The following is a 26,220-nucleotide window of genomic DNA, read 5'->3' as shown; positions in this document are numbered from 1 at the left end:
CCTGTGAGACGGACTTTTTTTATAAAGCATGAAGAAATGCAGTTGCAATGCCGAAATAAATTAATAAGGACAAAATATCGTTCAGCGTCGTAATCAGCGGTCCTGATGCAATCGCCGGGTCAATGTTCAGTTTATGAAGAATAATAGGGACGATCGTTCCGGCCATCGTACCGATAATCAACGTTGCAAGCAGCGATGAACCGACGACAAAACCGAGCGTTAAGTCTTTCTGCCAGACGGTTGCGACAATCGTAATCGCGATCGCACAGACGATGCCGATATAGATACCGGTTCTTAATTCACGGAAAATCAGTTTAAAGATGGTTTTTTTATTCATTTCTTCTTTAGCCAGTCCTCTGATGACGACGGCGAGTGACTGTGTGCCTGTATTACCCGTTGTTCCCGCAATCATCGGCATGAAAAATGCGAGGGCGACTACTTTTTGCAATGTATCTTCAAAATAATTCAGAATGCTTCCGGAAATCAATCCGATAAACAAAAGCAGAATGAGCCACGGCAAACGGCGGTACGCTGCAACGTACGCTTTCGTATCAAATGTAATCGCCTTACCGGAGGCTGCGAATTTTTCGTAATCTTCATCGGCTTCTTTAATCACGACGTCAATAATATCATCGACAGTGACAATACCGACAAGCACATGATTTTCTTCCACGATCGGAATGGCTAAAAAGTCATACCGCTGGATCAGCCGGGCGACTTCTTCCTGGTCTTGGAGCACCCCGGCCGAGATGACACGTGTAAACATGAGATCCTGCACTTTATCGTCAGGCTCGCCGAGAATTAAATCTCTGTAAGAGAGCACTCCGACAAGCTGCTTGCTGTCATTAATCACGTACAAATAATTTATTGATTCTGCGATTTCTGCAAAGCTTTTCAGCTTCACGACCGCATCTTTTACTGTATAATGCTGCGGAATCCAGACGAAGCGGTTCGTCATCATCCGGCCCGCCGATTCTTGCGGATAGTTCATCAAAAGCTGTACGGCCTTTGATTCCTCAGCCTCCATGCTGGATAAAAGCTGTTCTTTCAGTTCTTCATCCATCTCTTCCAGCAATGCGGCGAGATCGTCGTTATCCATTTTATTCATTGCGAGAGTGGCTTTCGTTTTACCGACTTTATGCAAAACGGCAAGCTGAAATTCCCGCTCCAGCTCTCCGATCATGTCGGTGATGTCATCAACCGTCATATATGACAGATAGCGGGCCCGGTGCTTTTCCGGCATTTCTTTAAACAAAAATGCCATGTCATAGGGCTGAAGCTCATCTATCATGTTTCGGAATTCTTTTATTTTTCCGTCCCGCAATAAAATGATAATGCGTAATATGAGTTCGTCATAGGTCATGTTTTGGACCATCGGGACTCGTACCTCCTTTACGGAGACGCGCCGTCCGTCAAGGGAAGTGCGGCGGTTTGTCTCCTCATCATGTCGTCATTGGTTATCTGGCTGTATATGGGTACTTCTTCTGACATACTCGAATGGGGAGAATCCATACTCCGCACCTCCTTATCATGCTCAGTCGTGTACGTTTTGAGGCATAAAAAAAACCTTCCGATATGAAGGCGAAAACAAGCACGGCAAATAAACGTGCGGGGCCTCCAATCGTAGAGCTTTAGCACTGTATGGCATAGGACAGCCATCCAGCTGCGTTAAGAATCACCTTATGTCGATGATTCCTGTTGACCCATTGGCGTCTTTGGACATTTTTGGGCAGCAGCGTATCTCCATACAGGAGCCTCACCTAACGAAGTTCTTATTTGAATTGACACACTGAGATTACAGAAAAAAAAGGAATGTGTCAACCTTAAATTTGTGATTTCAGCACATGCCTATAAAATAAACGGAATAAAGGCATAAAGCCCTTATTCCGGCAAATCGCTTTCATCCTCTTCTGAAAGGAAATGATAGGATTCATGCAGCATGAGCGCGTACTCCCCTTCTTTTGTCGGATGCGGTACATACTCAGCCTCGTTGATATACTGCTCTTCCCTTTTCTTCATATGACAGACCTCCTGTTCAATTTTAGATTGTCCAAAAGAAGACCCGTTATCATAGGAAAAAAATCACTTGCGGAGCGGGACATGCAGCTATATTTTTCGGATCGTGAAAAAGTTCCTAAGCAGCCACGGGCCCGGTTTGAAACCGAGCGTTAATTGCCACGCGCCGATCGCCTGCAGTCCGAACTCCCGAACGAGAACCATTTTTTCACTCATGCTCCGCACATCCTCAAACCACACTTCATGCGTTCTTCCATTTTCATCAGTATACCGGAAGTAAGGGGAACGCTCCTGCTGGGAATAACGGATCACTGATTGATGCTTCATGGCCGTTTCCATGGCGCGCTGATTGGAGATGGCGGATCCGATCGTTCCGGGATGGTACGGAATCACCCAATCATACCCGTACAGCGGAACACCGAGAATCACTTTTCTTCTCGGCACCCTGCTGATGGCAAAATTGATCGTTTGCCTGACCTCTGTCAAAGGCGCCACGGGTCCCGGCTCACTGCCGGCGTGGTGCCAGTCGTACGCCATAATGAACATATAATCGACGACGGCTCCGATTCCGCCGTAATCATATCCCCTCAGCCACGGCACTGCATCACTTGTTTTCGCCGGAACCGATATCGTTAACGCGAGCTGATGCTCTGAAAGCCGGGTTTTTAACTGCCGGAGAAATCCTGTGAAGAGGTCCCTGTCAGCTTCTCTGACCCGTTCAAAATCGATATTTACACCGCCGTATCCCTTTCTTACGGTTAAGGAGACGATATTGTTGACGAGATTCGTTCGTGCCGTCGGATTTTGCAGCACTTGATGGGCTAATTCCGGACTGAATCCCCCTTCTGTCAGATTTGTAATAACGGCAAGCGGGCGCACTCTGTTCTGCCATGTGGTTTCTATTGCGGTTCTGTCGTTTAAATCGTTAATGATATCTCCGTTCGGGCCAAAATGATATTCAAACAAAGAAATCGCCGAAGAATACGGCGCAAAATCATTAATTAACTCTCTATCCGCTTCAGGCGTCCGAATGACATAAAATTGCAGGGTTCCCGCAAGATAGTTAGAGATATCAGGGATCTTCACTTTCATACCCGCCCGCAGCCGGTTCGGCGGAATATCCGGGTTTGCCTGCATCAGCTGCATCTGCGGCACATAAGCCTTACCTGCGATAACGGCATACGTATCATTCGGCTGAACCGTATATTCATTAAGAGGGATTAAAAGCGCCTGCCCCGGAACGATATTCGTTTCCTCAAGCCCGTTGACGCTTCTGATGCTGTCAACAGGGTATCCGTACTTTCTGCTGATGGAAAATAACGAGTCGCCAGACTGCACTGTATGAACAAACATAGATGTCCTCCGTTTCCTTTTGATCAAAAGGGCTCTTCTTATCTTTATGAATGATCATCCGGTCCGATTCCAAACTCTGTTTGGAGAAAGGCTGTTTACAAATCAGACATGATCAACTATGATGATGTCATCATAAAAAACTGTATAGGAAACGCACTAGGGGTGCTGTTATCGGCTGAGATAAAACATGCGGCAGGCGTGTTTTGATCCCTTATAACCCGATCTGGATAATACCAGCGTGGGGAAGTGCAGATTGACCGGAGCGCAGGGTTTTTCCCCATGCGTTTTCGTTCTGCTGCTGCATATTCCCTCGGATATGCAGTTTTTTATTTTTCATTAAAAAACGGGGGAGGACACCGCAATATGAAACTGAATATAAACCGCCTGTAAAATCATCTCTTTCATACATACGACTATCCGATAAGAAAGCAGGAGATCACAATGAAAAATTGGAAAATGAGAGAAATTGTCGTCATGTCCGTCATCAGTGTAGTATTTGCTGTCATTTATTTAGTATCAACTCATGCAAGCAATATAGCGGCAGGGTTTTTCGGCCGGATGAGCTACGAACCGATTTACGGTATCTGGTTTATCGTCTCGGTAATTGCCGCGTACATTATTCAAAAACCGGGAGCGGCTCTTGTTTCTGAAATCATCGCCGCGTTTGTGGAGTGCTTACTCGGAAATCCGTCAGGACCGATGGTGATTCTGATCGGGATCGCACAGGGAATCGGTGCGGAAGCGGTCTTTTTTGCGACACGCTGGCGGATTTATACCCTGCCCGTGCTTCTTTTATCCGGTATGGGGTCTTCTGTGACGAGCTTCATTTATGACTTGTTCGTTTCCGGATACTCTGTTTTGAATCCGGGTTTATTAGCCGTCATGCTTCTTGTCCGTCTGATCTCAGGTGCGCTTCTTGCCGGCCTTCTCGGCAAAGCAATCAGTGATGCGCTGGCTTACACAGGGGTGCTGAACGGCATGGCGCTCGGAAAACAATTCAAGAAGAAAAAGAAACAGATGAACCAAGATGCAGGCATCTGAGCCCCTTCTATCGGCCGGCTGTCTTACCTTTTCTTATGATCAGGATGAAAAGCCGATTCTTCAAAACGTGTCCTTTCAGCTCCGCAAAGGAGAGCGGGCTTTATTGCTCGGGCCGAGCGGATGCGGCAAAAGCTCGCTCGCTCTTTGTTTAAACGGTCTGTACCCGGAAGCATGCGATGGGGTTCAATCGGGCACCGTTTCTTTATACGGAACACCTCTTTCACACCTGACAGAACCCGCCGCCAGATCCATCGGCGTCGTGTTTCAAGATCCGGACCAGCAGTTTTGCATGCTGACGGTTGAAGATGAAATCGCCTTCGGCTTGGAAAATTTGCAATATACAAAAGAAGATATGGACGCAATCATCAATGACGTTTTAGAAAAATTAGAGATCACTCATTTGAAAACGCGAACGATCGCTTCGCTGTCAGGCGGTTCAAAACAAAAAGTGGCGCTTGCCTGTATCATTGCGATGGAACCGGAACTCATTATTTTGGACGAACCGACGGCACAGCTTGATCCATATTCCGCACGTGAATTAGTGCGGCTGATCAAAGATCTTCAAGCAAAAAAAGGCTTCGGCCTTCTCGTTATCGAACATCAGCTTGATCATTGGGCGCCGTGGATGGACAGGACGATTGTCCTTGACGAAATGGGTCAGAAGGTGATGGACGGAGAGACGGACGTTATCTTTGAAACAAAGATTGAAGAGCTGATGCAGCTCGGCATTCCGATTCCGCGTGTGATCTCATTGCAGGAGCACGTCAGCATTCCTTTTACATTGTGTAAAGAAAAGCTGTTTCACGAACCTGTACCATCTCTGCCCGAACCCCGGCCCGCCGCGCTTTCGGCAGAAGACGCGCTGAGCGTTCACGAGCTGTCATTCTCAAGAGGAGCAGACGTCATTTTTCAGGATGTGAACTTTTCCGTAAAAAAAGGTTCAATCACCGCGATTGCCGGCCCTAACGGAACAGGAAAATCCACGCTCCTTTCTGCCGCGGCCAAGCTCATCCGTCCGCTGAGCGGAGACATCAAAATAGACGGCAGACCGATTGATTCCTATTCTGAAAAAGAGCTGCGGCGGCTGATCGGATATGTTTTCCAAAATCCTGAACACCAATTTGTCACAGATTCCGTCATTCAAGAGCTGATGTTCGGTTTTGAAAGCAGCAGAGCCGCAAAGGAGAAAGCTCTTCAGCTGTTAACCCGATTCGGCCTGAGACGCCATGCCTCACAGCATCCGTTTTCTTTAAGCCAAGGACAAAAACGCCGGCTCAGCGTCGCGACAATGCTTATGCACAATGTGAACGTTTTGATGCTTGATGAACCGACTTTCGGACAGGATGCCAAAACGGCGCGGGAGTGTATGCAAATGCTCCGTGAGATTCAAAAGGAAGGAACGGCTGTTTTGATGGTGACACACGATATGGAACTCGTCTCAGATTATGCCGACACGATCCTTGTGCTCTGCGGCACGAAACTGGTATTCCGGGGAACTCCCGACGCTTTATTTTCTGATAACACCGGGATCGCCGAGCAAGCGCATTTGGCTTTGCCGCTGCGGTATGAATGGATGAAACACGACAGGAGGCGGAGAAATGAACTTGCGGCTGGAGGCTGTTAACCCGTCAATAAAGGCGGCGGCTGTATTGTTATGCGTCATTATGCTGTCGTTTATTTATAATCCGTACACCCCTGCTTTGTTTTATATCATCATTGCGGGAGGCGTCCTCTCGGCGGGGCGTGTGCCGCTGAAAAAATGGCTGCTGTTCACGATTCCGTTTGTCATTCTGGCCTTCGGTTCTTTATGGACAGCCGCCGTATTCGGAAACGTCCCGACAACCGGAAGCAATCTGCTGTTTAAGCTCGGGCCGATTGCCGTCAACAGTGATAACGCGGCGCTCGGGATTTCTATCGCGTTTCGTATTTTATGTTTTTCCGCTTTGTCGATGATGTTTCTTTTCACAACCGATCCGATTCTGTTCATGCTCAGTCTGATTCAGCAGTGTAAGCTGCCGCCCAAGCTTGCATACGGCGTTATCGCGGGGTTCCGGTTTCTCCCTCTTCTGAAAGATGAAATCCTGATCATCCGGCAGGCGCACAGAATCAGGGGCGCGGCGTCTGATTCAGGACTGAAAGGAAAGCTCTCCGCCTTCAGGCGCTTCACCATTCCGCTATTGGCAGGCGCAATCAGAAAGGCGGAACGCACGGCGATCGCGATGGAATCTAAAGGCTTTACGGGGAGCCGAAACCGCACGTTTTACAGAACTGTTACCGTGCGCCGCGCCGACTGGTGCTTTTTCCTGCTCGTGCTTCTGTTATTCGGCGCAAGCTGGCTCATTTCATTGTTGTTTGTATAAAAACAGGCCGCCGGAGTGATTCGGCAGCCTGTTTTGTTATGTATGTTATTGATGATAATTGAGAGCCTGAGCGAGATTGGACTTAATCGTAATATCTGAGAAATTAATGCCGAGCTGTACGGCGGTTTGAGCCATTTCCGGCCTGATTCCGGATAAAGTGGACGTGACGCCGATCAGGTTCAGCGCCTCAATTAATTTAAAAATCTGATGCGCCACCATCGTATCGACAACCACTACACCCGACAGGTCAATAAACAGATGTTCAATCAGCCGTTTTGCACATGTGCTCAGCGTATTTTCAAGAATGAATTTGGCGCGCTCCGTGTCAATATCGCCGACAAGCGGCAGCAGCGCCGTCCGTTTGCTCAGCGTGATAACCGGCGAGCTTAACTCCAAAATCATTTCTCTTTGCGCGTTCAGCTGCATTTTCGAGTTATGCTCGGCATGATCGACAAACGTGTAAATCGTAAAATCAAATACTTGTACAATTAAATTCTCCCATTTCTTCCTTTCTCCCTGTGCAAACGAAGATTCATGTTTATCGGCAAACGCATCATAATAAGTGATGTATAGTCTCCGGTTTCTCATGAATTCACGGACCACATACTGGACGGGTGTATCCAGATGCTTCTGGTCTTTCGCGAGCTCAATCACCCACTGCTCGAACTCTTCTAAAAATTCTTTTTCCGGCATGATATACATTTTATTAATATGCCGGTAAAATTCTTTATCCTGCTCCGTCAGTTCTTCTGTGATGACAGGATTTGTCAAAGAATAAATCGAATTCGGGTCCGAATCTTCCATCGTTTCGATCCACTCTTTCGCAATTTGATCCACTTGTTCTGAAAAATAGCTGTATAATGCTTCACTTATCTTCATATCTCTTCTCCTTTCCCATTTCCAATTATAGCGTCAGCGGGTCATGAATGAAAATGAAAGCTGTCAGACTATCCATTTATTTGAAATTTTTTAGTACGATAGATTACGCCTTTTTTATGAAAATGCTTCAAATGACTCTTTCCGGCCGGCATGCTCTGCCATAAAATAGTAGCAACACCCTTGTATCCACTCGCAAGCATAAAAAAGGAGGGCTTTTTTATGAATGGTGAAATGCATTTGATTCCTTATGTCACGGATGAACAGATCATGGATGTGAACGAGCTTCCAGAGGGTATTAAAGTGATTAAGGCGCCAGAGTTGTGGGCAAAAGGGTTTAAAGGCAAGGATATTAAAATCGCGGTGCTTGACACAGGCTGCGACATCAATCATCCTGATTTGAAAGACCGGATTGTCGGCGGGAAAAACTTCACCGATGATGACGGAGGCAAAGAAGACGCGATTTCCGATTATAACGGACACGGGACACACGTTTCCGGAACGATTGCCGCCAATGATTCAAACGGCGGAATTTCGGGTGTTGCGCCGGAAGCAAGCCTTTTAATCGTTAAAGTTCTCGGCGGGAAAAACGGCAGCGGCAAATACGAATGGATCATTAACGGCATCAACTACGCCGTTGAACAAAAGGCCGATATCATTTCCATGTCACTCGGCGGGCCAAGCGATGTGCCTGAATTGAAAGAAGCCGTCGCAAATGCGGTAAAAAGCGGTGTTCTGGTCGTTTGCGCGGCAGGAAACGAAGGCGACGGAGACGAGCGTACAGAGGAACTGTCGTATCCGGCCGCTTACAACGAAGTGATCGCAGTCGGATCAGTCTCAATCGCCCGTAAATCGTCTGAATTTTCAAACGCCAATAAAGAGATTGACCTGGTGGCTCCGGGAGAAAATATTCTCTCCACCCTTCCCAACCATAAATACGGGAAGCTGACGGGCACTTCAATGGCCGCCCCGCATGTGAGCGGAGCGCTTGCCTTAATAAAAGGGCTTGAACAGGACGCGTTTCAGCGGACGCTTTCTGAGGCTGAAGTCTACGCCCAGCTCGTGCGGCGGACCCTTCCTTTGGACATCGCCAAAACATTGGCCGGGAACGGGTTTCTGTATTTAGACGCGCCTGAAGTGCTGATGGAAAGAGCCGAACAGGCACAGCTGCTGTCTTTCTGATATTTTTCTCATATAATGAATGGTCAGCTTGTCACATCACCAATTTTTAAAATGTGAGATTTTCTATTGACAGTGATCTGAATAAGCTGATAAGATAACCAACAAATGATGTAACTTTTCAAAAAAATTGAAATACTTTCTCTTATCGAGAGTTGGGCGAGGGATTGGCCTTTTGACCCCAACAGCAACCGACCGTAATTCCATTGTGAAATGGGGCGCGTGATTTTTGCGCCGAGACGACTGTCTCATAAGGCACGGTGCTAATTCCATCAGACGTGATCTGAGAGATGAGAGAGGCTTACATTTTGAAGTTAAAGCCTCTTTCTCTCATGAGAAAGGGGCTTTTTTGTTACATCTCACTTAAAGGAGGAAACTTAATGACAACAATCAAAACTTCGAACCTCGGTTTTCCGAGAATCGGCTTGAACAGAGAATGGAAAAAAGCGCTTGAGGCTTATTGGAAAGGAAACACTGACAAAGAAACGTTTCTTAAAGAACTTGACGGTTTATTCTTATCAGCTGTCAAAACACAGCTTGACCAACATATCGATATCGTGCCGGTCTCTGATTTCACCCATTATGACCATGTGCTTGATACAGCCGTCAGCTTTAACTGGATTCCGGAAAGATTCCGCAGCATCACGGATCCCGTTGATACATACTTTGCGATTGCCCGCGGTGTAAAAGACGCCGTTTCCAGTGAAATGACGAAATGGTTTAATACCAACTACCATTACATCGTTCCTGAATATGACGAAAGCATTGAATTCCGTCTGACGAGAAACAAACAGCTTGATGACTACCGCCGGATCAAAGAAGAATTCGGAGCGGAAACGAAACCTGTCATTGTCGGTCCGTACACATTTGTCACGCTTGCGAAAGGATACGAAGAATCAGAAGCGAAAGCGATTCAAAAACGCCTTGTTCCTCTTTATGTGCAGCTGCTGAAAGAGCTTGAAGCTGAAGGCGTCAAATGGGTTCAGATCGATGAGCCGGCCCTTGTGACAGCTTCTTCTGAAGACGTCCGTGCCGCCAAAGACCTCTATGAAGCGATCACAAAAGAGCTTTCAGGACTGAATGTTCTCCTGCAGACATACTTTGATTCGGTTGATGCATATGAAGAACTCGTTTCTTATCCCGTACAGGGAATCGGGCTTGACTTCGTGCATGATAAAGGCAGAAACCTTGAGCAGCTGAAAAAGCACGGCTTCCCGAAAGATAAAGTGCTGGCAGCCGGTGTGATCGACGGCCGCAACATTTGGAAAATCGATGTTGAAGAACGCCTTGATGCAGCTCTGGATATCCTCAGCCACGCTGACGTTGAGGAATTATGGATTCAGCCTTCAAGCAGCCTTCTGCACGTGCCGGTGGCAAAACACCCTGACGAGCACCTCGAAAAGGATTTGCTGAACGGCCTGTCATACGCTAAAGAAAAACTGGCGGAACTCGGCGTATTAAAAGAAGGGCTTCTGTCCGGCAAAGCGGCCGTCAGTGAGCAGATCGAAGAGTCAAAAGCGGCACTTAAGGCTTTAAAAGCATTCGCAACAGGAGCGAACTCAGCTCAAAAAGAAGAGCTGAATCAGCTGACGGAAAAAGATTTCTCCCGTCCGGCAAGCTTTGAAGAACGATTGGCGCTGCAGAATGAATCACTCGGTCTTCCCCTTCTGCCGACGACGACAATCGGAAGCTTCCCTCAATCTGCCGAGGTGCGGAGCGCACGGCAAAAATGGCGGAAAAAAGATTGGACGGATGAACAGTACCAAGCCTTTATTAATGCGGAAACGAAGCGCTGGGTTGACATTCAGGAAGAAATCGGCTTAGACGTGCTCGTTCACGGAGAATTTGAGCGGACGGACATGGTCGAATACTTCGGTGAAAAACTGGCCGGATTCGCCTTTACGAAATATGCATGGGTGCAGTCTTACGGTTCACGCTGCGTACGTCCGCCTGTCATTTTCGGAGATGTCGAATTTATCGAACCGATGACGGTAAAAGATACGGTCTACGCCCAATCGCTGACGGAAAAACACATGAAAGGCATGCTGACGGGACCTGTCACCATCTTAAACTGGTCATTCCCGCGTGTGGATATTTCAAGAAAAGAAATCGCCTTCCAGATCGGGCTTGCCCTCAGAAAAGAAGTAAAAGCGCTTGAAGATGCCGGTATTCAGATTATCCAAGTGGATGAACCCGCGCTCCGCGAAGGACTGCCGTTAAAAACGCAGGATTGGGATGAATATTTAACTTGGGCCGCAGAAGCATTCCGATTAACGACGTCTTCTGTGCAAAATGAGACGCAGATTCATACGCATATGTGTTACAGCAACTTTGAAGATATCGTAGATACGATCAATGATCTTGACGCGGATGTCATTACAATCGAACACAGCAGAAGCCACGGAGGATTTTTAGAATACTTGAAAGAACATCCTTACGTGAAAGGCCTCGGACTCGGTGTATACGACATTCACAGCCCGCGTGTGCCGGCAACTGAAGAAATCTATCAAATTATTGATGACGCGCTTGAAGTGTGTCCGACTGACCGCTTCTGGGTAAACCCGGACTGCGGACTGAAAACAAGACAGCAGGAAGAAACTGTTGCGGCATTAAAAAATATGGTCGACGCCGCGAAACAGGCACGAAAAAAACAAGCTCAGCTTGTATAATGAAAACAGCCATCCGCAAATCGCGGGTGGCTGTTTTTTCTGGGCTTGCTACTTATTCTTCAGCGCTTCTGCAAGTTCACTTAGTGAATCATACTGCTTAATTTGATAGCCCCTCCCTTCTTTTTGCAAATACCCTTTTTGGCAGAATTGCGTCAGCACATGCAAGAGATGACGGTAAGATACACCCAAATAATCACAGACCGTTACGTGCTTCTCTTTATAAACCCCTTCATAAGCCGTCTGCAAAATAAAATCAGCCAGCCGGTTTTCAAATGGGAACGCCAGACTTTGTGAATATTTCGAAGCCATAAGCGTTGCCTTAGCACTTAAAAACTTAGCCAACTCACGCAGGAATTTCGCATCCTGCAACAATTGCGCGCGGCAGCGGTAAATAGGCAGAGCAAAACAAACAGTCTTCGCTGAGGCTTGAATTCCTTTTGTGTAATACACTTCATGTAATAGTTCCATCTCTCCGATGTAATCATTTTTGTTGATAAAATTAATTAAAGAAACTTTCCCGTTTTGATGGGTTACATATATTTTCGCTTTTCCTTCAATCACGTAAAACAGGAAGTCAGGCCTCCTGCCCTCTTGAATCACCCATTCGTCCCGCTCATATTCGCGCACTTCCATAAACTTTTCAGCGGGGAAAGAGAATAAATGCGCGATTGAGTGTTTTTCTAACTGATGTTTCTTTTTCTCGCCTTTATAAATTTCCATCGTCCACCCCAAAAATATGAGATATCTCATATTGTCTTTATGTCCTTACATGATAACATGCCAATTAAAGGAGGAACGGGAATGAAAGCATATCGCTGGATGAGTCTGCATTTTTTTAGTTTTTTTATGACATGGGGTGTTTTTCTGCCCTATTGGACGGGATGGATGGTGCATATAAAAGGGGTTTCCGTATCCGAAGCCAGTTTCATTATGAGCCTGGGCTTGGCGGCAAGAGGGATTTCCACATTATTTTTCTTCCCTTATTTATCAGGAAAATTCAGCAGCAAAGCCTTATTAAACGGCGCCAGAATCGGGACGCTTCTCGCACTTTTATGTTATATTCCCGCTGATTCTTTTCAAAGCCTGCTTCTTGTCACATTAGTGCTGCACGTGTTTTACCCTGCTTTAATGCCCGCTTTAGACAGCGCTTGCGGCGTCCTTGTACAGCATAACGAATTAAAGGCTTATGGGACAAGCCGCCAGTGGGGGTCCGCGGGTTTTGTTTCAGCCGGCGTCATCCTGTCCGTCTTTACAGGTATATTCGGAGATCAAGCGATTTTATGGGCACTGCTTTTGGGCACCCTGATATTCGCATGTCTCAGCTTTATGCATGCGCCAGCTGTTCTTTCAAAACGGCCGGAAACAGACCGCGCAAGAAAAGAGGGTATGTTTGGCTTATTCCGCATCAAATATTTCGGTCTGGTGCTCGCAATCGTTATCTTACTGCAGGCGGCACATGCATCTTACTACAATTACGGTTATCTCTTTTTGCAGGAAATCAATGCGCCCGCATATGCCATCGGAATCATCATCAACATCGCCGTTATCGCGGAGATTATCTTCTTTGCAATCGCTGACCGATACTTTCATCAATTTACGGCAGGCTCTTTGCTCGCCTTGGCGGCGCTTGGTGCTACCGTACGCTGGATACTCGTATTTGCCTTTCCGCATGTCATCATTTTCTGTATTGCGCAGACGCTGCATGCCTGTTCATTCGCGATGGGACACTATGCATTTATGAAATACTTAATTAAGAATATTTCACCGGCGCAAATCCCGAAAGCCCAAGGCATATATTCAGCGCTTGCTCTCAGCTGGAGCACTGCGGTATTTACTATTTTCGGAGGTTTTTTATATGAAATTGAACCCCGGTATGCCTTTATCGGAATGATTGTTTGTACGATCCCATCCATGCTTCTCGCCCTCTTATACAGAAAACTTGAAATGAAAAAGAGAGTTTTTGCTGGAAACGCTCAAGATATGTAGCCATCGCTTTATAGACGATCACATGTCCCGCTGTCATTTTGACCGATTTGCGAATGCTGTGCGATGTATTTTCTCTATATTTAAAGTATTTCCTTCATATATGATGAATTTAATGCGGGAATTCGTTCAGAAACTTGGACAGAGTCAGTGAATATACTGATACAGTACTGCTTACGCTTATTTCGGGGAACTTTGTTCGTAATAAAATGATTTTCAGCCAACTCATAAGGAGGGACATTGTGTCACAGCCTAATTTGCCTAATATCACCCCTGTCGTTACACTTTCCAGAGACGATACCATTAACCTTCTTCTTTCGTCAATTGCTATGGAAGAGCTGGGAATGGCACATATTCTGAATGCGGAAGGGGAAAAAATCCAATACGCGCTCGGAACGATTCCCGGATTAACAGGGCCCCCGTCAAGTCTTGCGGATATTCTGAACTTGAATGAGAGCGTCCGGGATACGCTTGACAGCTTAATGAAACAGGAGCTTCTTCTCGGTTCAAAATTGGACAGTATCTCAAATATCCCTACACTGGCGGGACCGACTGGTGCTACGGGGCCGACGGGACCAGCCGGAGGGCCCGCAGGACCTACGGGAGCAATCGGACCAGCCGGAGCGACAGGGCCAACCGGACCGACCGGGCCGACGGGGGTCACCGGTGCGGGTCTTCAAGGGATTGTTGCTTTTAATCCGCTGATTGCTCCCACTTATACACCCGGACAGGTTGTATTGTATAACGGAAGCTCCTATGTCGTGAACACACCTTCGCCGGCAGGGATTCCGGATACGTCTGCCGATTATACGCTTTTAGCTGCCGCAGGATCAACCGGGCCGATCGGACCAACAGGCGCTACCGGAGCCGGATTGACAGGATTGACAGATTTTGATCCCGCTGCTGCGCCTTTTTATACAGCGGGGCAGGTTGTATTGTATGAGGGTGCTTCTTATGTCGTAAATATCAATAACCCTTCAGGCATTCCCGGGACATCGCCGGATTATACACTGCTTGCCGCCGCGGGGCCGACCGGGCCGACAGGGGTCACGGGCGCCGGACTGCAGGGCATCGTACCGTTTGATCCCCTCGCCGCCGCTGCCTATACCGCCGGACAGCCAGTTACTTTCAACGGCAGCTCTTACGTCGCAAATGTAAACAGCCCGGCGGGAACCCCTGGAGCCTCAGCTGACTATACACTTTTAGCTGCGGCGGGAAGCACCGGCGCTACTGGCGGTACCGGACCGACCGGAATCACCGGCGCTACTGGCGGCACCGGACCGACCGGGATCACCGGCGCTACTGGCGGTACCGGACCGACCGGAAGCACCGGCGCTACTGGCGGCACCGGACCGACCGGATTTACCGGTGCTACTGGCGTTTCCGGACCGACCGGAATCACCGGCGCTACTGGCGGCACCGGACCGACTGGAAGCACCGGCGCTACTGGCGGCACCGGACCGACCGGATTTACCGGTGCTACTGGCGTTTCCGGACCGACCGGAATCACCGGCGCTACTGGCGGCACCGGACCGACCGGAATCACCGGCGCTACTGGCGTTTCCGGACCGACCGGAATCACCGGAACAAGTCTGACAGCAACTTCCGGCTATGCAAGCAATACGGGCGGCGGTGTTGTCGCAGTTATTGTCGGCGGCACGACCATTTCTTTACCGAATGAACAAAACCTTTCGGCGGATATAACGGCTAATGCCGCAAATACCGTATTCACCGTTGCTCCGGCGGGACGTTACTATATCTCCTACCATATTAATTTAACGGCCGGCTTGCTTGTAAGTTCGCGTATTTTAATCAACGGCACTCCTCCTGCAAGTTCGATTATCGCCCCGGTCGCGTCTTTGGCAAACTTTAATAACTCCTTTATTGTGACTTTGCCAGCAGGCAGCACCATCCAGCTTCAGCTGTTCGGATTATTGGGTGCGGCCACATTGCTTGGAGGAAGCGTCGGTGCAGCTTTAAACATTATTCGATTATCTTAATGAAACATGCAAAAAAAAGGATCAGGCGTTTGTCCGCTGATCCTTTTTTAATTGAGACAGAAGCTCTTGCGCGGGTTTAAATTGAGGATTGAACTTCACGGATTTTTTGGCGTAAGCGATGGCCGTCATATCATGGTTTAATTCAGCATGGCATTTTGCCATATAATAAAAAGCTCTGAAATCGGCGGCACCTTTTAAAATTAAGTGATCAGCGTTTTCTCCTTCAACCTGCGTTCCGTTTTCAAATGCTTTGATTGCCGCTCTGTACTTTTCCAAATGATATAATACAAGGCCTTTATAATAATAAAGATTGCTGTAATCAGGATATAGCTTGAGCACTTTTTCAATCCCTTGTTCGGCTTCTTCATACAGTTTGAGCTCAAGCAATATTGTATATTTCAAATAATACAGGAGAGACGGAGGCATTCGTTTTTCGCTTAAAAATTGAAAAATTGAGCCGTTGACAAGATGTAATGCTTTTTCATAGTCTTTTATTCTGTAGCATTCACTTGCCAAATGATAGACAAGCCACGGATCAGGATTTTCCTCTGAAAGCTCTTCATTTAAAATGCTGATATTCCGTTTATGTTTTTGCTTGATCTTTTCTTCCTGCTCCAAGTAGCCGTAGTGATGAATCACACATGGGAGCGTGAAAAAAGCATTGTTTTCTTCCTCATTGGGAGCCGAGATATTCTCGTGAATTCTGCCTTGATACAGAAGGCCTTTATGATTGCGGAACAGTCTCGGCTGCATGCTTTCAAACGCTTCGTTTTCATCGAGCTGCTTCCCCGTATAATTGATGATTTTCAAAAGGCCCCGGCTCGGTAATCCGTCATGAAGCAGCGAAGTTAAAAAACGGCCCGTCTCCTGATCGAGCTCTTCATCCGCGTCAAGCATTAAAATCCAATCCCCTTCGGCATGCTGCAGGGCGTAATTTCTGGCCTTTGCGAAATCATTCTCCCATTCGAAATCAAACACTCTTGCCTGAAAGCTTTTGCAGATATCTTTTGTATTATCTTGTGATCCGGTGTCTGCGATGACGATCTCATCAACGATGTCTTGTACACTTGATAAACAACGGGAGATGTATCTCTCCTCGTTTTTCACAATCATGCAAAGAGTCAGTTTACATTCAGCATTTCCGCTCATTTTCTCACCTTTCCCGATTTTGGAGTTGTTGATTGAACCAAGGCCGTTCAGGAGTGCCGTTCATCGTTATGATGACAGGCCGCACCCATCTGACGGCAGGTTCGGCAGTTGATTCTGCATCCCATTCCTGAAGCTGCCTGACAGCCCGCTTCGTAATGGGATGCGCCCGGAATTCGCGCGGGCTTTCAAAAATGAATTTTTTCGTTCGTTCCGTCACTGTCTTCATTTCATGAAAGTGCCGCTCATACATCTGCTTCTGCTCTTCTTCCAGGCTGACCATTAAAAACAGACGGCCGCCAGTTTCCATCTGCCAGCGGCACAATGCGGAGAACAGCCTGATTTCTTCTTTGTAATCTGAATCCCTTCTTTTATCCACGGTCACAGATAATATATTTAACAGCGCAATCGTGAGGCAATGCATGGCTTCAAAAGATGTCTGTTTCGCTTTTGAGATGCTTGGATACGGCATATGCTTCACCCGTCTCTTTTTTTATGAACGCTCCCCGCCTTTTTTCTTCCAACCGCAGTCCTCACAATCCCCGCACTCACAGCAGCCAATGCGGCCGTAAAACAGGCCGTCACACGGATCTTCAGGATGCGGATTCGGAAAGCACGGGTCGCATGGATCTTCCGGATCATCCGGATCACTGGGATCGTCCGGATTCCACGGGTCATCAGGATCGCCCGGATCACTCGGATTACTTGGGTCGTCCGGATTCCACGGGTCATCAGGATCGCCCGGATTACTCGGATTGCTTGGGTCGTCCGGGTCCATACAGGCTTCAGAATCCTGTAAGAAGATAATGTCCTCAAGCTTCGTCTGCAAAAGGAGTTGTGATTTCATGACGGTGCGCAGGAGCCGTTCAGTGCTTCTATTGATTGATGACAGTTCCTCCAAAGAGGGATCGCCGGAAGCGCCGAGAAACATTTGAATCCTTTCCGCTTCCGCCTGCAGAATATGGGATAGTCCGATTTCTTCCATAGCCACGGATGAAAGAAGGAGGTTCAGGGTCTCACATCTGGAGAGTGTAATGTCGGGGGTGATGTTCGGTATGTTTGGAAGAGACATCGATTTCTCCCTCTTTTCTCTTGGTGTCATTATGCAAAAGTGCTATATCGTATTCTTATTCCGGGAGAGAAGAGATCATTACTGATGTTTTCGTTAATAAAATATCCCGGATATGAAATCCGGGATATTCGTTCGTTGATTTATTTTAATTCAAGTTTGACGTCTACATTTCCTCTTGTTGCTTTTGAATACGGACAGAACTCGTGAGCGGCGTGCACTAGCTTCTCCGCCGTTTCTTTGTCAAGATCTTTTGTATCAATGACGAGCGTTACGCCGATTTTGTAACCTCCGTCACTCTCATCTTTTAAAAGGCTGACCTGTCCTTCAATTTCAGAGGTCATGTCGATTTTTTGTTTTTGGGCGGCAAGCTCAAGCGCTCCCCCAAAGCAGGCAGCATACCCTGCCGCAAAGAGCTGTTCAGGGTTTGTGCCGGTTTCTCCGTCTTTTTTTGCATTCGGCATGATGATGTCAAAATCCAGCACCCCGTCGTCGGATTTAATATGTCCTGCTCGTCCGCCGACTGCGGTCGCTTTTGAAGTAAATAATGCCATTATTATCAGCCTCCTCATTGTACTTACTGTATATATTGCCCCTGCTCATATTTTTAAACATGAGGAATAGGAAATGGACCGTTTTTCGGCTACAATAGGGGTAACGTTAACAAACAAAGAGTTGGTGAAAGAAGTAATGGCAGAAAAAGATTTTGAACATATGAAACTGGAGAATCAGCTTTGTTTTTTGCTGTACGCAAGCTCAAGGGAAATGACGAAACGGTACAAACCGCTGCTTGATAAGCTCAACGTAACTTATCCCCAGTATTTGGCACTGCTTTTATTATGGGAGCACGAAGAACTGAATGTGAAACGGATGGGTGAGCTTTTGTACCTGGATTCCGGAACGCTGACACCGATGCTGAAACGGATGGAGCAGCACGGAATCATCATGAGAAAGCGGTCGGCTGAAGACGAGCGATCCGTGACGATCAGGCTCACAGATGAAGGACGGGCCTTGCAGAAAACAGCGGCGGATATTCCCATTGCCATGCTGGAACAGACGGGACGGTCAAAAGAGGAATTAAAGCAGTTAAAGCAGTCGCTTTATGAGGTTTTGAATACGCTGCACGGCAAAAAATAAGGATGCCCCGAATGGGCATCCTTATTTTTATTCTGCTGCCAGAAGCTTCACTTCAATATTTCCCGCTGTCGCTTTTGAATACGGGCAGACACCGTGCGCTTTTTGAATAAGGGCTTCAAGCTCCTGTTTATCAATGCCGGATGCTTTGACCTCAAGCGTAACGCCTAGTTTATATCCTTGGTCTGCTTCATCTTTCAGCAGACTGACATGCGCAGTGACCTCTGTTTCAATACTCAGACGCTCTTTTCTCGCTACGAGCTGAAGAGCGCTGTCAAAGCAGGCTGAATATCCTGCGGCAAACAGCTGCTCAGGGTTTGTGGCATGTTCGAGCTTTTTTGCTCTTGGCGTTCCCGGCATGGCAACATCAAGATTCAGCACTCCGTCAGAAGACGTGACTTTCCCTTCACGTCCGCCGGCGGCTGATACGGTTGCAGTAAATAATGGTTTTGTCATGTGAATTCACCTCTATTATATTGTGTGCAATTTAATCTTACACAATATAATAGAAACCGTCAATCTTTCCGCATAAAAAAAGCCTACCCTTTTTGAAGGATAAGCTTAAAAGATTATACGCGGATTTGTCCGTTTCCTTTGATGATGATTTTTGTAGATGTTAACGCCGGAAGCCCCATTGGCCCTCTCGCGTGAAGCTTTTGCGTGCTGATGCCGATTTCGGCTCCGTATCCGAATTCAAAACCGTCCGTAAACCGGGTTGAAGCATTATGATACACGGCGGCGGCGTCAACGGCGGTCTGGAAGTAAGCCGCATGCTCGGCGTTCTCCGTCAGAATGGCTTCTGAATGGTTTGTGCCGTACTGCTGAATGTGGCGGACCGCCTCCTGTACGTCCTGCACCGTTTTCACACTGAGAATCGGCGCCAGGTACTCCGCTCCCCAATCGGCTTCTTCTGCTTGTTTCGCTTGAGGCTCCAGTCTGCAAATCACCTGGTCTCCTCGGAGCTCCACCCCTTTTTCTGTCAGCTGATTCAGCAGCTTTCGTCCGTGTTCTTCGGCCCATTTTTCATGAATCAAAAGAGATTCAATCGCGTTGCAGACCGAAGGACGCTGTGTTTTGGCATTGATGACGACCTCGCTTGCCATTTGAGGATCTGCTGACTCATCTATGTACACGTGGCAATTGCCCGCTCCGGTTTCTAAAACGGGTACGGTTGATTCCCTGACCACAAGATCAATTAAATTTTTACCGCCGCGCGGGATCAATACATCCAGCCCGTCATTTAATGTAAAGAGCTGTTTGGCGGTTTCTTTGCTTGTATCTTCTATGAGCTGAACGGCATCAATCGGAAGCTTTGACAGCCCCAGTGCGCGTTTCATCACACTGACAAGCGCTATGTTGCTGTGGATGGCGGAAGAACTTCCTCTGAGCACAACCGCGTTTCCGGTTTTCAGGCAGAGTGTGGCCGCGTCTACGGTAACGTTCGGTCTGGCCTCATAGATCATGCCCACTACTCCGAGGGGCACGCGGATTTTTTCAATAGATAATCCATTCTCTTTTTGAATGGTCTCCAGCGATTCACCGACGGGATCTTCAAGACCGATTAATAGTTCCACGGCGTCCGCGATATCGAGCAGGCGTTTTTCATCAAGAGTCAGCCTGTCAATAATGTCAGGTGTCAGTCCTCTGTTCCGTCCCGCTTCAATATCTTTCTGATTCTCTGTTAAAATCAGCCGGCGTTCATTTCTGAGTCCGTCTGCAATACATTGGAGCGCTTCGTTTTTTTCAGCCGTCGTTTTCATGACCATTTCGGCAGCCGCTTCTTTTGCCAAAGCCGCTTTTTGCAATACTTCACTCATTTGTGTTCCCCCTCGTCAAATAAATTCACCCAATCATCTCTGTGAATCACTTCCACCTGCTTCGTTCCTGAAAGCTGGTCGCTCCGCTTCCCTTTGGCTTCTAAAATTTCATCGGATGAGTACTGCGTCTGCCCTTTGCCGATAATGCCGCCGGGCCCTCTGACTTCCACTACAGCCCCTTTCGGAAAACTGCCGCAGACATCGGCGACACCGGCCGGGAGGAGACTTGACCCGTTATGGATCATCGCCTGCTCCGCTCCCCCATCAATGATGATTTCCCCTGATATCGGAGAATGAAACATGATCCATTGCCGTGTATTATTCACTGAGGACAGGTCTTTATCGCCGATATAAGTGCCGTCGCCTTTTCCGTCTAAAATTCCCATCAGTTTTTCCCGTCCGGAGCCGGTTCCGATAAATACCTTCACCCCGAGCGACAATGCGGTCTGGGCGGCGAGAAGTTTTGACTTCATGCCTCCGGTGCCGACCTTTGAGCCTGCTGATCCGGCATACCCGAGCAATTCTGGCGTAATGTCATTCAGATAGTCGAACCGCTTTGCGTCCGGGTTTTCATTCGGATTGGCATCGTACAGCCCGTTAATGTCTGTGAGAATCATTAATTGGTCTGCATGAATCAACCCGCTCACAAGCGCCGACAGCATGTCGTTATCACCGAACGTCAGCTCTTCGACTGATGTGGAATCATTCTCGTTAATAATCGGCACGACGCCACGCTCCAACAGTTCCATTACAGTGGCATAGGCATTTCTGTACCGCTCTCTTTTTGAGAAATCATTTCTTGTTAATAAAATTTGTGCCGGCGTCAGACCGTATCTTTTTAAATGGTCCATATATTGCTGCATTAAAAGCGTCTGGCCGACTGCGGCAGCTGCCTGCTTTCCTTTTATCGTAACGGGTCGCGACGGATAGCCGAGAGCGGAAAAACCCGCTGCCACGGCGCCTGAGGTAATGAGGATCACTTCATGCCCGTTTTCTTTTAATAAAGAAATGGCTTCCGTATGTTCCTTGATTTTTGCTTCATCAATACTTCCGTTACTGTTGGTGAGCGAGCTGCTCCCGATTTTCACAACAATTCTTTGTTTTTTCATCATTTCTCCTCCGTGGCAATCAATCCAAACCGGCTCTCGTCAATAAAAAAAGCCCATTCCGTCCTGAAAAATAAGGACGAAATGGGCTTTCCGTGGTACCACCTTGTTTGAACGCGTTTTTCACGCGTCCCGCTTTCCTGTAACGCCAGGTTATCGCGCCTGAGTTTTCCCCTCAGGACTCCAAGGCAGGTTCGGCAGGTTTCATGCGGCAAAATGTTTCAGCGGGTCATTTTGCTCTCTGTCACAGAAAGTTCTGCGTACTGATCCTCTTCAACGCTCAATGATTTTTTTATATTATGCAAAGAAAACAGGTTCTTGTCAAGACATTTTCATCCATAAAAAACAGTCCGCCTCCCCGCGGACCGTCATTAATTAAATACGATCGTTTTGTTTCCGTGAACGATGACGCGGTCTTCCAGATGCCATTTTACGGCTCTTGCCAACACGCTCCGCTCAATCGTTCTGCCGATATTCTTCAGATCCTCTGCGTGATCTCTGTGATCGACGCGTTCAATATCCTGTTCAATAATCGGCCCTTCGTCAAGATCGTCCGTCACATAGTGAGAAGTCGCGCCGATTAATTTCACTCCGCGCTCATAAGCCCGTTTATACGGATTAGCGCCGATAAAGGCCGGCAGAAATGAATGGTGGATGTTAATAATCCGATTCGGATGGGCAGATACAAAATCAGACGTCAAAATCTGCATGTATCGGGCAAGAACGATCACATCAATCTTATACTGCTCCAGCAGCTCAAGCTGGCGCCGCTCCACTTCGGCGCGGATGTCTTTGTTAGCTTTCATGTAATGGAACGGAATATTCAGCGGTTCGACCACTTCTTTGGCCTCTTCGTGGTTGCTGATGACGACCGCAATTTCGGCCATCATATTGCCGCTTTGCCATTCCCAAATCAGTTCATGAAGGCAGTGCAGCTCCTTCGATACAAAGATCGCCACTCGCTTCAGCTCACTTGCCAGAGACAGGCTCCATGTCATGCCGAATGTCTGGGCGATTGAGGCGAACGCCTGCTGTAAGTCCTCTTTTTTCTCACGAATGCCCTTGCAGTCGAATTCGATCCTAAGAAAAAACCGTCCGCCTTCAGGGTCAGTCGTGTATTGATTTGATTCAATAATGTTTGCGCCATGTTCAAACAAAAACGCCGACACGGCCGATACAATTCCCGGCTGGTCGGGGCAGCTGACAAGCAGGCGCCCTTTTTCCTCATTCCCGCGGCGGTATTCTTTCAGCCGCTGTGTCATATATGAATTCATCTGTTTTAATCCCTCGTATCTTCATAATTCGTAACTTACTAATAGATTATACTGAAGATTTGATAAAAATCAATTTACGAAAGAATTTTCAGCCCTACGGCAGCGCATAAAATAAGCGCAATGAAAAAGATGCGCTTCGCATCCTTCTGCTCGCCGTAGAAAAGAATGCCGGCTAATGCGCCGCCCGCTGTGCCGATACCGGTCCAGATCGCATAGGCCGTGCCCATCGCGATCGTCTCCATCGCATAAGAAAGCAGGGAAAAAGAAGCCGCAAATCCGGCGATAATGAAAAGAATCCACTTGACTTTCTTTTCTTTTTGAAATTGATTCATTAAAATGACCCCGAGCATTTCACAAAGACCCGCGGCTATCAGGCTGATCCAATGCATTACGCCTTCTCCTCCTTCGTCTCAGGCTTATCCTGTGTGACCAGCTTTAATCCGATGACACCGATCAGCAAAACGCCGATCAGCACGATTTTCACCGGATCGGCCTGCTCTTTGAAAAGCAGGATTTCACTGAGCACGGTGCCCGCTGTCCCGAGCCCGGTAAAGACCGCATATACCGTTCCTACGGGAAGGCTGTCTGTCGCCTTGATTAATAGATAAAAACTGATAATGATTCCCGTAATCGTGCCGCTCCACGCCAGTGCAGAATCAGCATGTTTCAGGCCGGTGACCCATACCACTTCAAATACGGCCGCTATGACCACTAAACCCCATTTCATGTTCTTCACCCTTTCTGTATCCGGACAATACAAAAAAGCCCGGATAGTCGTCTCACATGAGATTGACTCTCCCGGGCTTTTTTCCCTCCGTGTGCATATGCGGGATATGTCCGCATATGTGTTTTCTCTCGGACCAGGCCATGTATAAACATGCGGAACCCTAGAAAACATGTCTGTTCGTATCATACTACATTTCGCCGAAACGTTCAACGTCAGATGTGATGTCAAAAACCGTCAGCTGCCTCTCCCATTTGGTAACGGTCTCACCGGGCACCATGCCGATTTTTTCCGCGACACGGACGGAGGCAGCGTTTTCCGGATCAATCAGCGCCGCTATGCGTCCGTATTGCTGCATATGAAAACCGTAGTCCAGACAGGCGTTCGCCGCCTCTGTCGCATAGCCGCAGCCCCAGCGGCGGCGGGCAAACATATAGCCGATTTCCATCAAAGTGTTTCCGTTTACCGTCTGCGGAACGATTCCGCATTGACCGAGAAATGCGCCCGTCTCTTTATCCTCTGCGATCCAAAGACTGACGCCGTATCCTTTCGCCAATCGTTTGTTCCAGGCAATCCATTCCTTCGTTTCCCGTCTGCTTTTGAGAGAAGGATAATATTTCATGACCTCTCTGTCGGTAAACAGCCCGTACAAATTTTCTTCATCGTCATCCCGCATAGTCCGCAGACGGATACGCCCGGTTGTCAGGATGGTGCCGGAAGACTTATGTTCCATCATGCACGCCACGTCTCCTTTCCCTGTAATAGATTATGGATCCGGCAGGAAAAGTCCTTTCTCAGCATAAAAAAACCGCTTTTTAAAAAAGCGGTTTGACGATTACCAAGGTTTATCTGTTCCGAGCGCCTCGGCCAGGGCCTTGCTGTGTTTTAAGCGGTTTTTTCGTTCTCCGGCGCGCTGAACTGCCGTATTGTGAAGCATGACTTCTTCCTCGGTTTCCGGCACGATCCGCGGAACGGGTACCGATTTCCCGTTTGAATCAAGCGCGACAAAGGTCAGAAACGACGTTGCCGCAAGCTCGCGTTCGCCCGTCATCAGATGCTCTTTAATGACTTTGACAAACACCTCCATAGACGATGTGCCGACCCATGTGACGTAAGATTCAAGGCATACGGAATCCTGTTGGCCGATGGGGCGCAAAAAATCTACAGAATCCATTGAAGCCGTGACTGTTTCACACCGGCAGTGGCGGGCCGCGGAAATTGAAGCGATATCATCAATGTAGCTCATCAGCTTTCCGCCAAACAGCGTATTGTGATTATTCGTATCAAGCGGAAAAACCCTGCTTGTTTTAACAACCCTTGTTTCTTTGCAAAATCTTGATTCTGGCAACTTCATATTATTTAAACTCCCCTTTGGTGTCTGGTCGTTTTGACTCATTCATCTGTACCCTATTAAACAATACTTTGACCGTTTTGTCTAAAATTTTAAATATTAAGTTGGTTAGATATTCTCTCAGAAATGTTTCATTATTCATCACATCCGGGAATAATAAACGCACATTGAATACCGATAGGAGGATATCACATGGACGTATCCATTCCCAAATCCACGCGGAAACCGGCTTGCCGCAGTGAGTTTGATGCTTTGCAGACAGTCATCTTATGCCGGCCGGAACACATGGCCATCAAGGATATTATTAACGGAACGCAGAAACATTTCAAACAAGAAAATATTAACATACCCGTTGCCCTCAAACAGCATAGTGAGTTTATTGACATTTTAAGATCTCATCAGATTGAAGTCGTCCTGCTGCCTGCCGATCCCGCATTGCCTGAGCAGGTATTCACCCGGGATATCGGATTTGTATTAGGCGAGACGGCGTTTATTTCAAACATGGCGGCTTCAGTCCGGCAGGGAGAAGAAACAGTGTTTCAAGGCCTGCTTGACAATAAGAAAATCCCTTATACGCGACTGAAAAAAGCGAACATTGAAGGCGGCGACATCTTGATCGCAGACGGCACCGTTTACGCCGGGCTGAGCAAGCGCACGGATAAAGCGGCTGTCCGGGAGCTGCAGGAGGCGCTGCCGGAGATGACGGTTGTGCCGATCCCTCTCAAGGAGGATTTCTTACATTTGGACTGTGTATTTAATATGATCTCGGAAACGGAAGCGCTATACTGCAAAAATGGCTTGCGGCAGAAAGAAATTGATCTTCTCGCCGAACGTTTTGAGATGATAGAAGTGCCTGAAGAAGAGCAATTCACGCTCGGCCCGAATATCCTGTCAATCGGCAATCAGACAATTATCAGCCTGCCGCAGCACCGTCATACGAACCGCGAGCTCAGAAAAAGAGGTTATACGGTCATTGAAACCGAGTTTTCCGAAATTATTAAATCAGGCGGTTCCTTCCGCTGCTGCACCTTGCCGCTTGTCAGAACATCTTAAACATTTACAAGGCAGTTTCCTTCAAGATACGTTAATATAGAGAAGACAAGACTCTAAAGGGGGAAACCG

The 26,220-nt window shown here is 47.7% G+C and carries 26 protein-coding genes and 4 riboswitches; of the genes, 9 read left to right on the top strand and 17 right to left on the bottom strand.

Translation table 11 applies throughout. The annotated features are described in order from the left end of the window. Positions 1–19 precede the first annotated feature (19 nt). The 3 genes from mgtE to K3G25_RS02350 form a co-directional block, all read right to left on the bottom strand. Positions 20–1,375, bottom strand: coding sequence for a magnesium transporter (gene mgtE, locus K3G25_RS02360; protein ID WP_007407216.1), 1,356 nt, complete (start codon positions 1,373–1,375; stop codon positions 20–22). 234 nt (positions 1,376–1,609) lie between these two features. Then, positions 1,610–1,775, bottom strand: a riboswitch (M-box (ykoK) riboswitch). A 106-nt stretch (positions 1,776–1,881) separates the two neighbouring features. Next, complete coding sequence (locus K3G25_RS02355; protein ID WP_003154740.1) at positions 1,882–2,019, bottom strand: transcriptional regulator SplA domain-containing protein; 138 nt, start codon at positions 2,017–2,019, stop codon at positions 1,882–1,884. An 87-nt stretch (positions 2,020–2,106) separates the two neighbouring features. Beyond that, on the bottom strand, positions 2,107–3,369 hold the full coding sequence (locus K3G25_RS02350; RefSeq protein WP_115940849.1) for a glycoside hydrolase family 18 protein: 1,263 nt from the start codon (positions 3,367–3,369) through the stop codon (positions 2,107–2,109). A gap of 148 nt (positions 3,370–3,517) precedes the next feature. Then, a riboswitch (TPP riboswitch) is annotated at positions 3,518–3,631 on the top strand. Positions 3,632–3,810: 179 nt separating this feature from the next. Between K3G25_RS02350 and K3G25_RS02345 the strand changes: the two genes are divergently transcribed. From K3G25_RS02345 to K3G25_RS02335, 3 genes are read left to right on the top strand one after another with little or no spacing between them, the layout of a single operon-like run. Next, positions 3,811–4,410: an ECF transporter S component gene (locus tag K3G25_RS02345; protein WP_232489567.1), complete on the top strand. Its 600-nt coding sequence runs from the start codon at positions 3,811–3,813 to the stop codon at positions 4,408–4,410. After that, complete coding sequence (locus K3G25_RS02340) at positions 4,397–6,034, top strand: ABC transporter ATP-binding protein (protein ID WP_029974684.1); 1,638 nt, start codon at positions 4,397–4,399, stop codon at positions 6,032–6,034. The genes K3G25_RS02345 and K3G25_RS02340 overlap by 14 nt, the downstream gene beginning before the upstream one ends. Next, the gene (locus K3G25_RS02335) at positions 6,009–6,770 is read left to right on the top strand and encodes an HMP/thiamine ABC transporter permease ThiX (RefSeq protein WP_022553447.1); all 762 of its coding nucleotides are present in this window, start codon (positions 6,009–6,011) and stop codon (positions 6,768–6,770) included. Before K3G25_RS02340 ends, K3G25_RS02335 begins: the two co-directional genes overlap by 26 nt. Positions 6,771–6,815: 45 nt before the next feature. On the opposite strand, the gene K3G25_RS02330 is transcribed toward K3G25_RS02335, so the two are convergent. Further along, complete coding sequence (locus tag K3G25_RS02330) at positions 6,816–7,649, bottom strand: STAS domain-containing protein (protein ID WP_022553448.1); 834 nt, start codon at positions 7,647–7,649, stop codon at positions 6,816–6,818. A gap of 219 nt (positions 7,650–7,868) precedes the next feature. Between K3G25_RS02330 and K3G25_RS02325 the strand changes: the two genes are divergently transcribed. Then, positions 7,869–8,828 carry a S8 family peptidase gene (locus K3G25_RS02325; protein WP_029974679.1) on the top strand — a complete coding sequence of 320 codons (960 nt, stop codon included), beginning with the start codon at positions 7,869–7,871 and terminating at the stop codon, positions 8,826–8,828. Positions 8,829–8,967: 139 nt separating this feature from the next. Beyond that, a riboswitch (SAM riboswitch) is annotated at positions 8,968–9,122 on the top strand. 83 nt (positions 9,123–9,205) lie between these two features. Continuing rightward, positions 9,206–11,494, top strand: a complete 2,289-nt coding sequence (gene metE / locus K3G25_RS02320) for a 5-methyltetrahydropteroyltriglutamate--homocysteine S-methyltransferase (protein WP_021493799.1) — start codon at positions 9,206–9,208, stop codon at positions 11,492–11,494. A 48-nt stretch (positions 11,495–11,542) separates the two neighbouring features. On the opposite strand, the gene yeiL is transcribed toward metE, so the two are convergent. Then, positions 11,543–12,214: a transcriptional regulator YeiL gene (gene yeiL / locus K3G25_RS02315; protein ID WP_232489566.1), complete on the bottom strand. Its 672-nt coding sequence runs from the start codon at positions 12,212–12,214 to the stop codon at positions 11,543–11,545. An 81-nt stretch (positions 12,215–12,295) separates the two neighbouring features. On the opposite strand from yeiL, the gene K3G25_RS02310 reads away from it, so the two are divergent. Next, the gene (locus tag K3G25_RS02310; RefSeq protein WP_232489565.1) at positions 12,296–13,480 is read left to right on the top strand and encodes an MFS transporter; all 1,185 of its coding nucleotides are present in this window, start codon (positions 12,296–12,298) and stop codon (positions 13,478–13,480) included. Positions 13,481–13,719: 239 nt separating this feature from the next. Next, positions 13,720–15,477, top strand: a complete 1,758-nt coding sequence (locus K3G25_RS02305) for a BclA C-terminal domain-containing protein (protein ID WP_232489564.1) — start codon at positions 13,720–13,722, stop codon at positions 15,475–15,477. 21 nt (positions 15,478–15,498) lie between these two features. Here K3G25_RS02305 and K3G25_RS02300 read toward each other — a convergent pair whose 3' ends face one another. The 4 genes from K3G25_RS02300 to K3G25_RS02285 all read right to left on the bottom strand — a co-directional run bounded on the left by K3G25_RS02300 (position 15,499) and on the right by K3G25_RS02285 (position 18,246). Next, on the bottom strand, positions 15,499–16,626 hold the full coding sequence (locus tag K3G25_RS02300; RefSeq protein WP_232489563.1) for a glycosyltransferase: 1,128 nt from the start codon (positions 16,624–16,626) through the stop codon (positions 15,499–15,501). 4 nt (positions 16,627–16,630) lie between these two features. Then, entirely contained in the window at positions 16,631–17,095 is a 465-nt protein-coding gene (locus K3G25_RS02295) for a hypothetical protein (protein WP_017417627.1), read from the bottom strand. Between the two features lie 21 nt (positions 17,096–17,116). Further along, the gene (locus K3G25_RS02290) at positions 17,117–17,695 is read right to left on the bottom strand and encodes an alpha-helical endospore appendage domain-containing protein (protein WP_071181730.1); all 579 of its coding nucleotides are present in this window, start codon (positions 17,693–17,695) and stop codon (positions 17,117–17,119) included. Positions 17,696–17,835: 140 nt separating this feature from the next. Further along, positions 17,836–18,246 carry an organic hydroperoxide resistance protein OhrB gene (locus K3G25_RS02285; RefSeq protein WP_022553455.1) on the bottom strand — a complete coding sequence of 137 codons (411 nt, stop codon included), beginning with the start codon at positions 18,244–18,246 and terminating at the stop codon, positions 17,836–17,838. Positions 18,247–18,319: 73 nt separating this feature from the next. Between K3G25_RS02285 and K3G25_RS02280 the strand changes: the two genes are divergently transcribed. Further along, positions 18,320–18,829 (top strand): MarR family winged helix-turn-helix transcriptional regulator, encoded by a 510-nt coding sequence (locus K3G25_RS02280; protein ID WP_014417547.1) that lies wholly within the window; start codon positions 18,320–18,322, stop codon positions 18,827–18,829. Positions 18,830–18,856: 27 nt separating this feature from the next. On the opposite strand, the gene K3G25_RS02275 is transcribed toward K3G25_RS02280, so the two are convergent. The 8 genes from K3G25_RS02275 to K3G25_RS02240 form a co-directional block, all read right to left on the bottom strand. Further along, a complete protein-coding gene (locus K3G25_RS02275; RefSeq protein ID WP_007610880.1) occupies positions 18,857–19,282 on the bottom strand; it encodes an organic hydroperoxide resistance protein in 426 nt (141 codons plus the stop codon). Positions 19,283–19,395: 113 nt separating this feature from the next. Further along, on the bottom strand, positions 19,396–20,643 hold the full coding sequence (gene proA / locus K3G25_RS02270; RefSeq protein WP_012117384.1) for a glutamate-5-semialdehyde dehydrogenase: 1,248 nt from the start codon (positions 20,641–20,643) through the stop codon (positions 19,396–19,398). Continuing rightward, positions 20,640–21,752 (bottom strand): glutamate 5-kinase, encoded by a 1,113-nt coding sequence (proB, locus tag K3G25_RS02265; protein WP_007610876.1) that lies wholly within the window; start codon positions 21,750–21,752, stop codon positions 20,640–20,642. Before proB ends, proA begins: the two co-directional genes overlap by 4 nt. A 368-nt stretch (positions 21,753–22,120) precedes the next feature. Beyond that, the gene (gene purU, locus K3G25_RS02260; protein ID WP_003154764.1) at positions 22,121–23,023 is read right to left on the bottom strand and encodes a formyltetrahydrofolate deformylase; all 903 of its coding nucleotides are present in this window, start codon (positions 23,021–23,023) and stop codon (positions 22,121–22,123) included. A gap of 74 nt (positions 23,024–23,097) precedes the next feature. Further along, on the bottom strand, positions 23,098–23,412 hold the full coding sequence (locus K3G25_RS02255; protein ID WP_007407235.1) for a DMT family transporter: 315 nt from the start codon (positions 23,410–23,412) through the stop codon (positions 23,098–23,100). Then, positions 23,412–23,750 carry a DMT family transporter gene (locus K3G25_RS02250; protein ID WP_007407236.1) on the bottom strand — a complete coding sequence of 113 codons (339 nt, stop codon included), beginning with the start codon at positions 23,748–23,750 and terminating at the stop codon, positions 23,412–23,414. The genes K3G25_RS02255 and K3G25_RS02250 overlap by 1 nt, the downstream gene beginning before the upstream one ends. A gap of 66 nt (positions 23,751–23,816) precedes the next feature. Continuing rightward, positions 23,817–23,925, bottom strand: a riboswitch (guanidine-I (ykkC/yxkD leader). 12 nt (positions 23,926–23,937) lie between these two features. Beyond that, positions 23,938–24,483: a GNAT family N-acetyltransferase gene (locus tag K3G25_RS02245; protein ID WP_100261734.1), complete on the bottom strand. Its 546-nt coding sequence runs from the start codon at positions 24,481–24,483 to the stop codon at positions 23,938–23,940. A 99-nt stretch (positions 24,484–24,582) separates the two neighbouring features. Beyond that, positions 24,583–25,101, bottom strand: a complete 519-nt coding sequence (locus K3G25_RS02240) for an acyl-CoA thioesterase (protein ID WP_021493808.1) — start codon at positions 25,099–25,101, stop codon at positions 24,583–24,585. A gap of 189 nt (positions 25,102–25,290) precedes the next feature. On the opposite strand from K3G25_RS02240, the gene K3G25_RS02235 reads away from it, so the two are divergent. Further along, positions 25,291–26,151, top strand: coding sequence for a dimethylarginine dimethylaminohydrolase family protein (locus K3G25_RS02235; protein ID WP_061862113.1), 861 nt, complete (start codon positions 25,291–25,293; stop codon positions 26,149–26,151). The last annotated feature ends 69 nt before the right edge of the window (positions 26,152–26,220 follow it).

Origin of the sequence: Bacillus sp. FCW2 (genome assembly GCF_021228595.1) — a bacterium.
GTDB lineage: Bacteria > Bacillota > Bacilli > Bacillales > Bacillaceae > Bacillus > Bacillus velezensis.
Note: the sequence above shows the minus strand (reverse complement) of the source record. Positions and strands in the feature narration are given on the sequence as shown.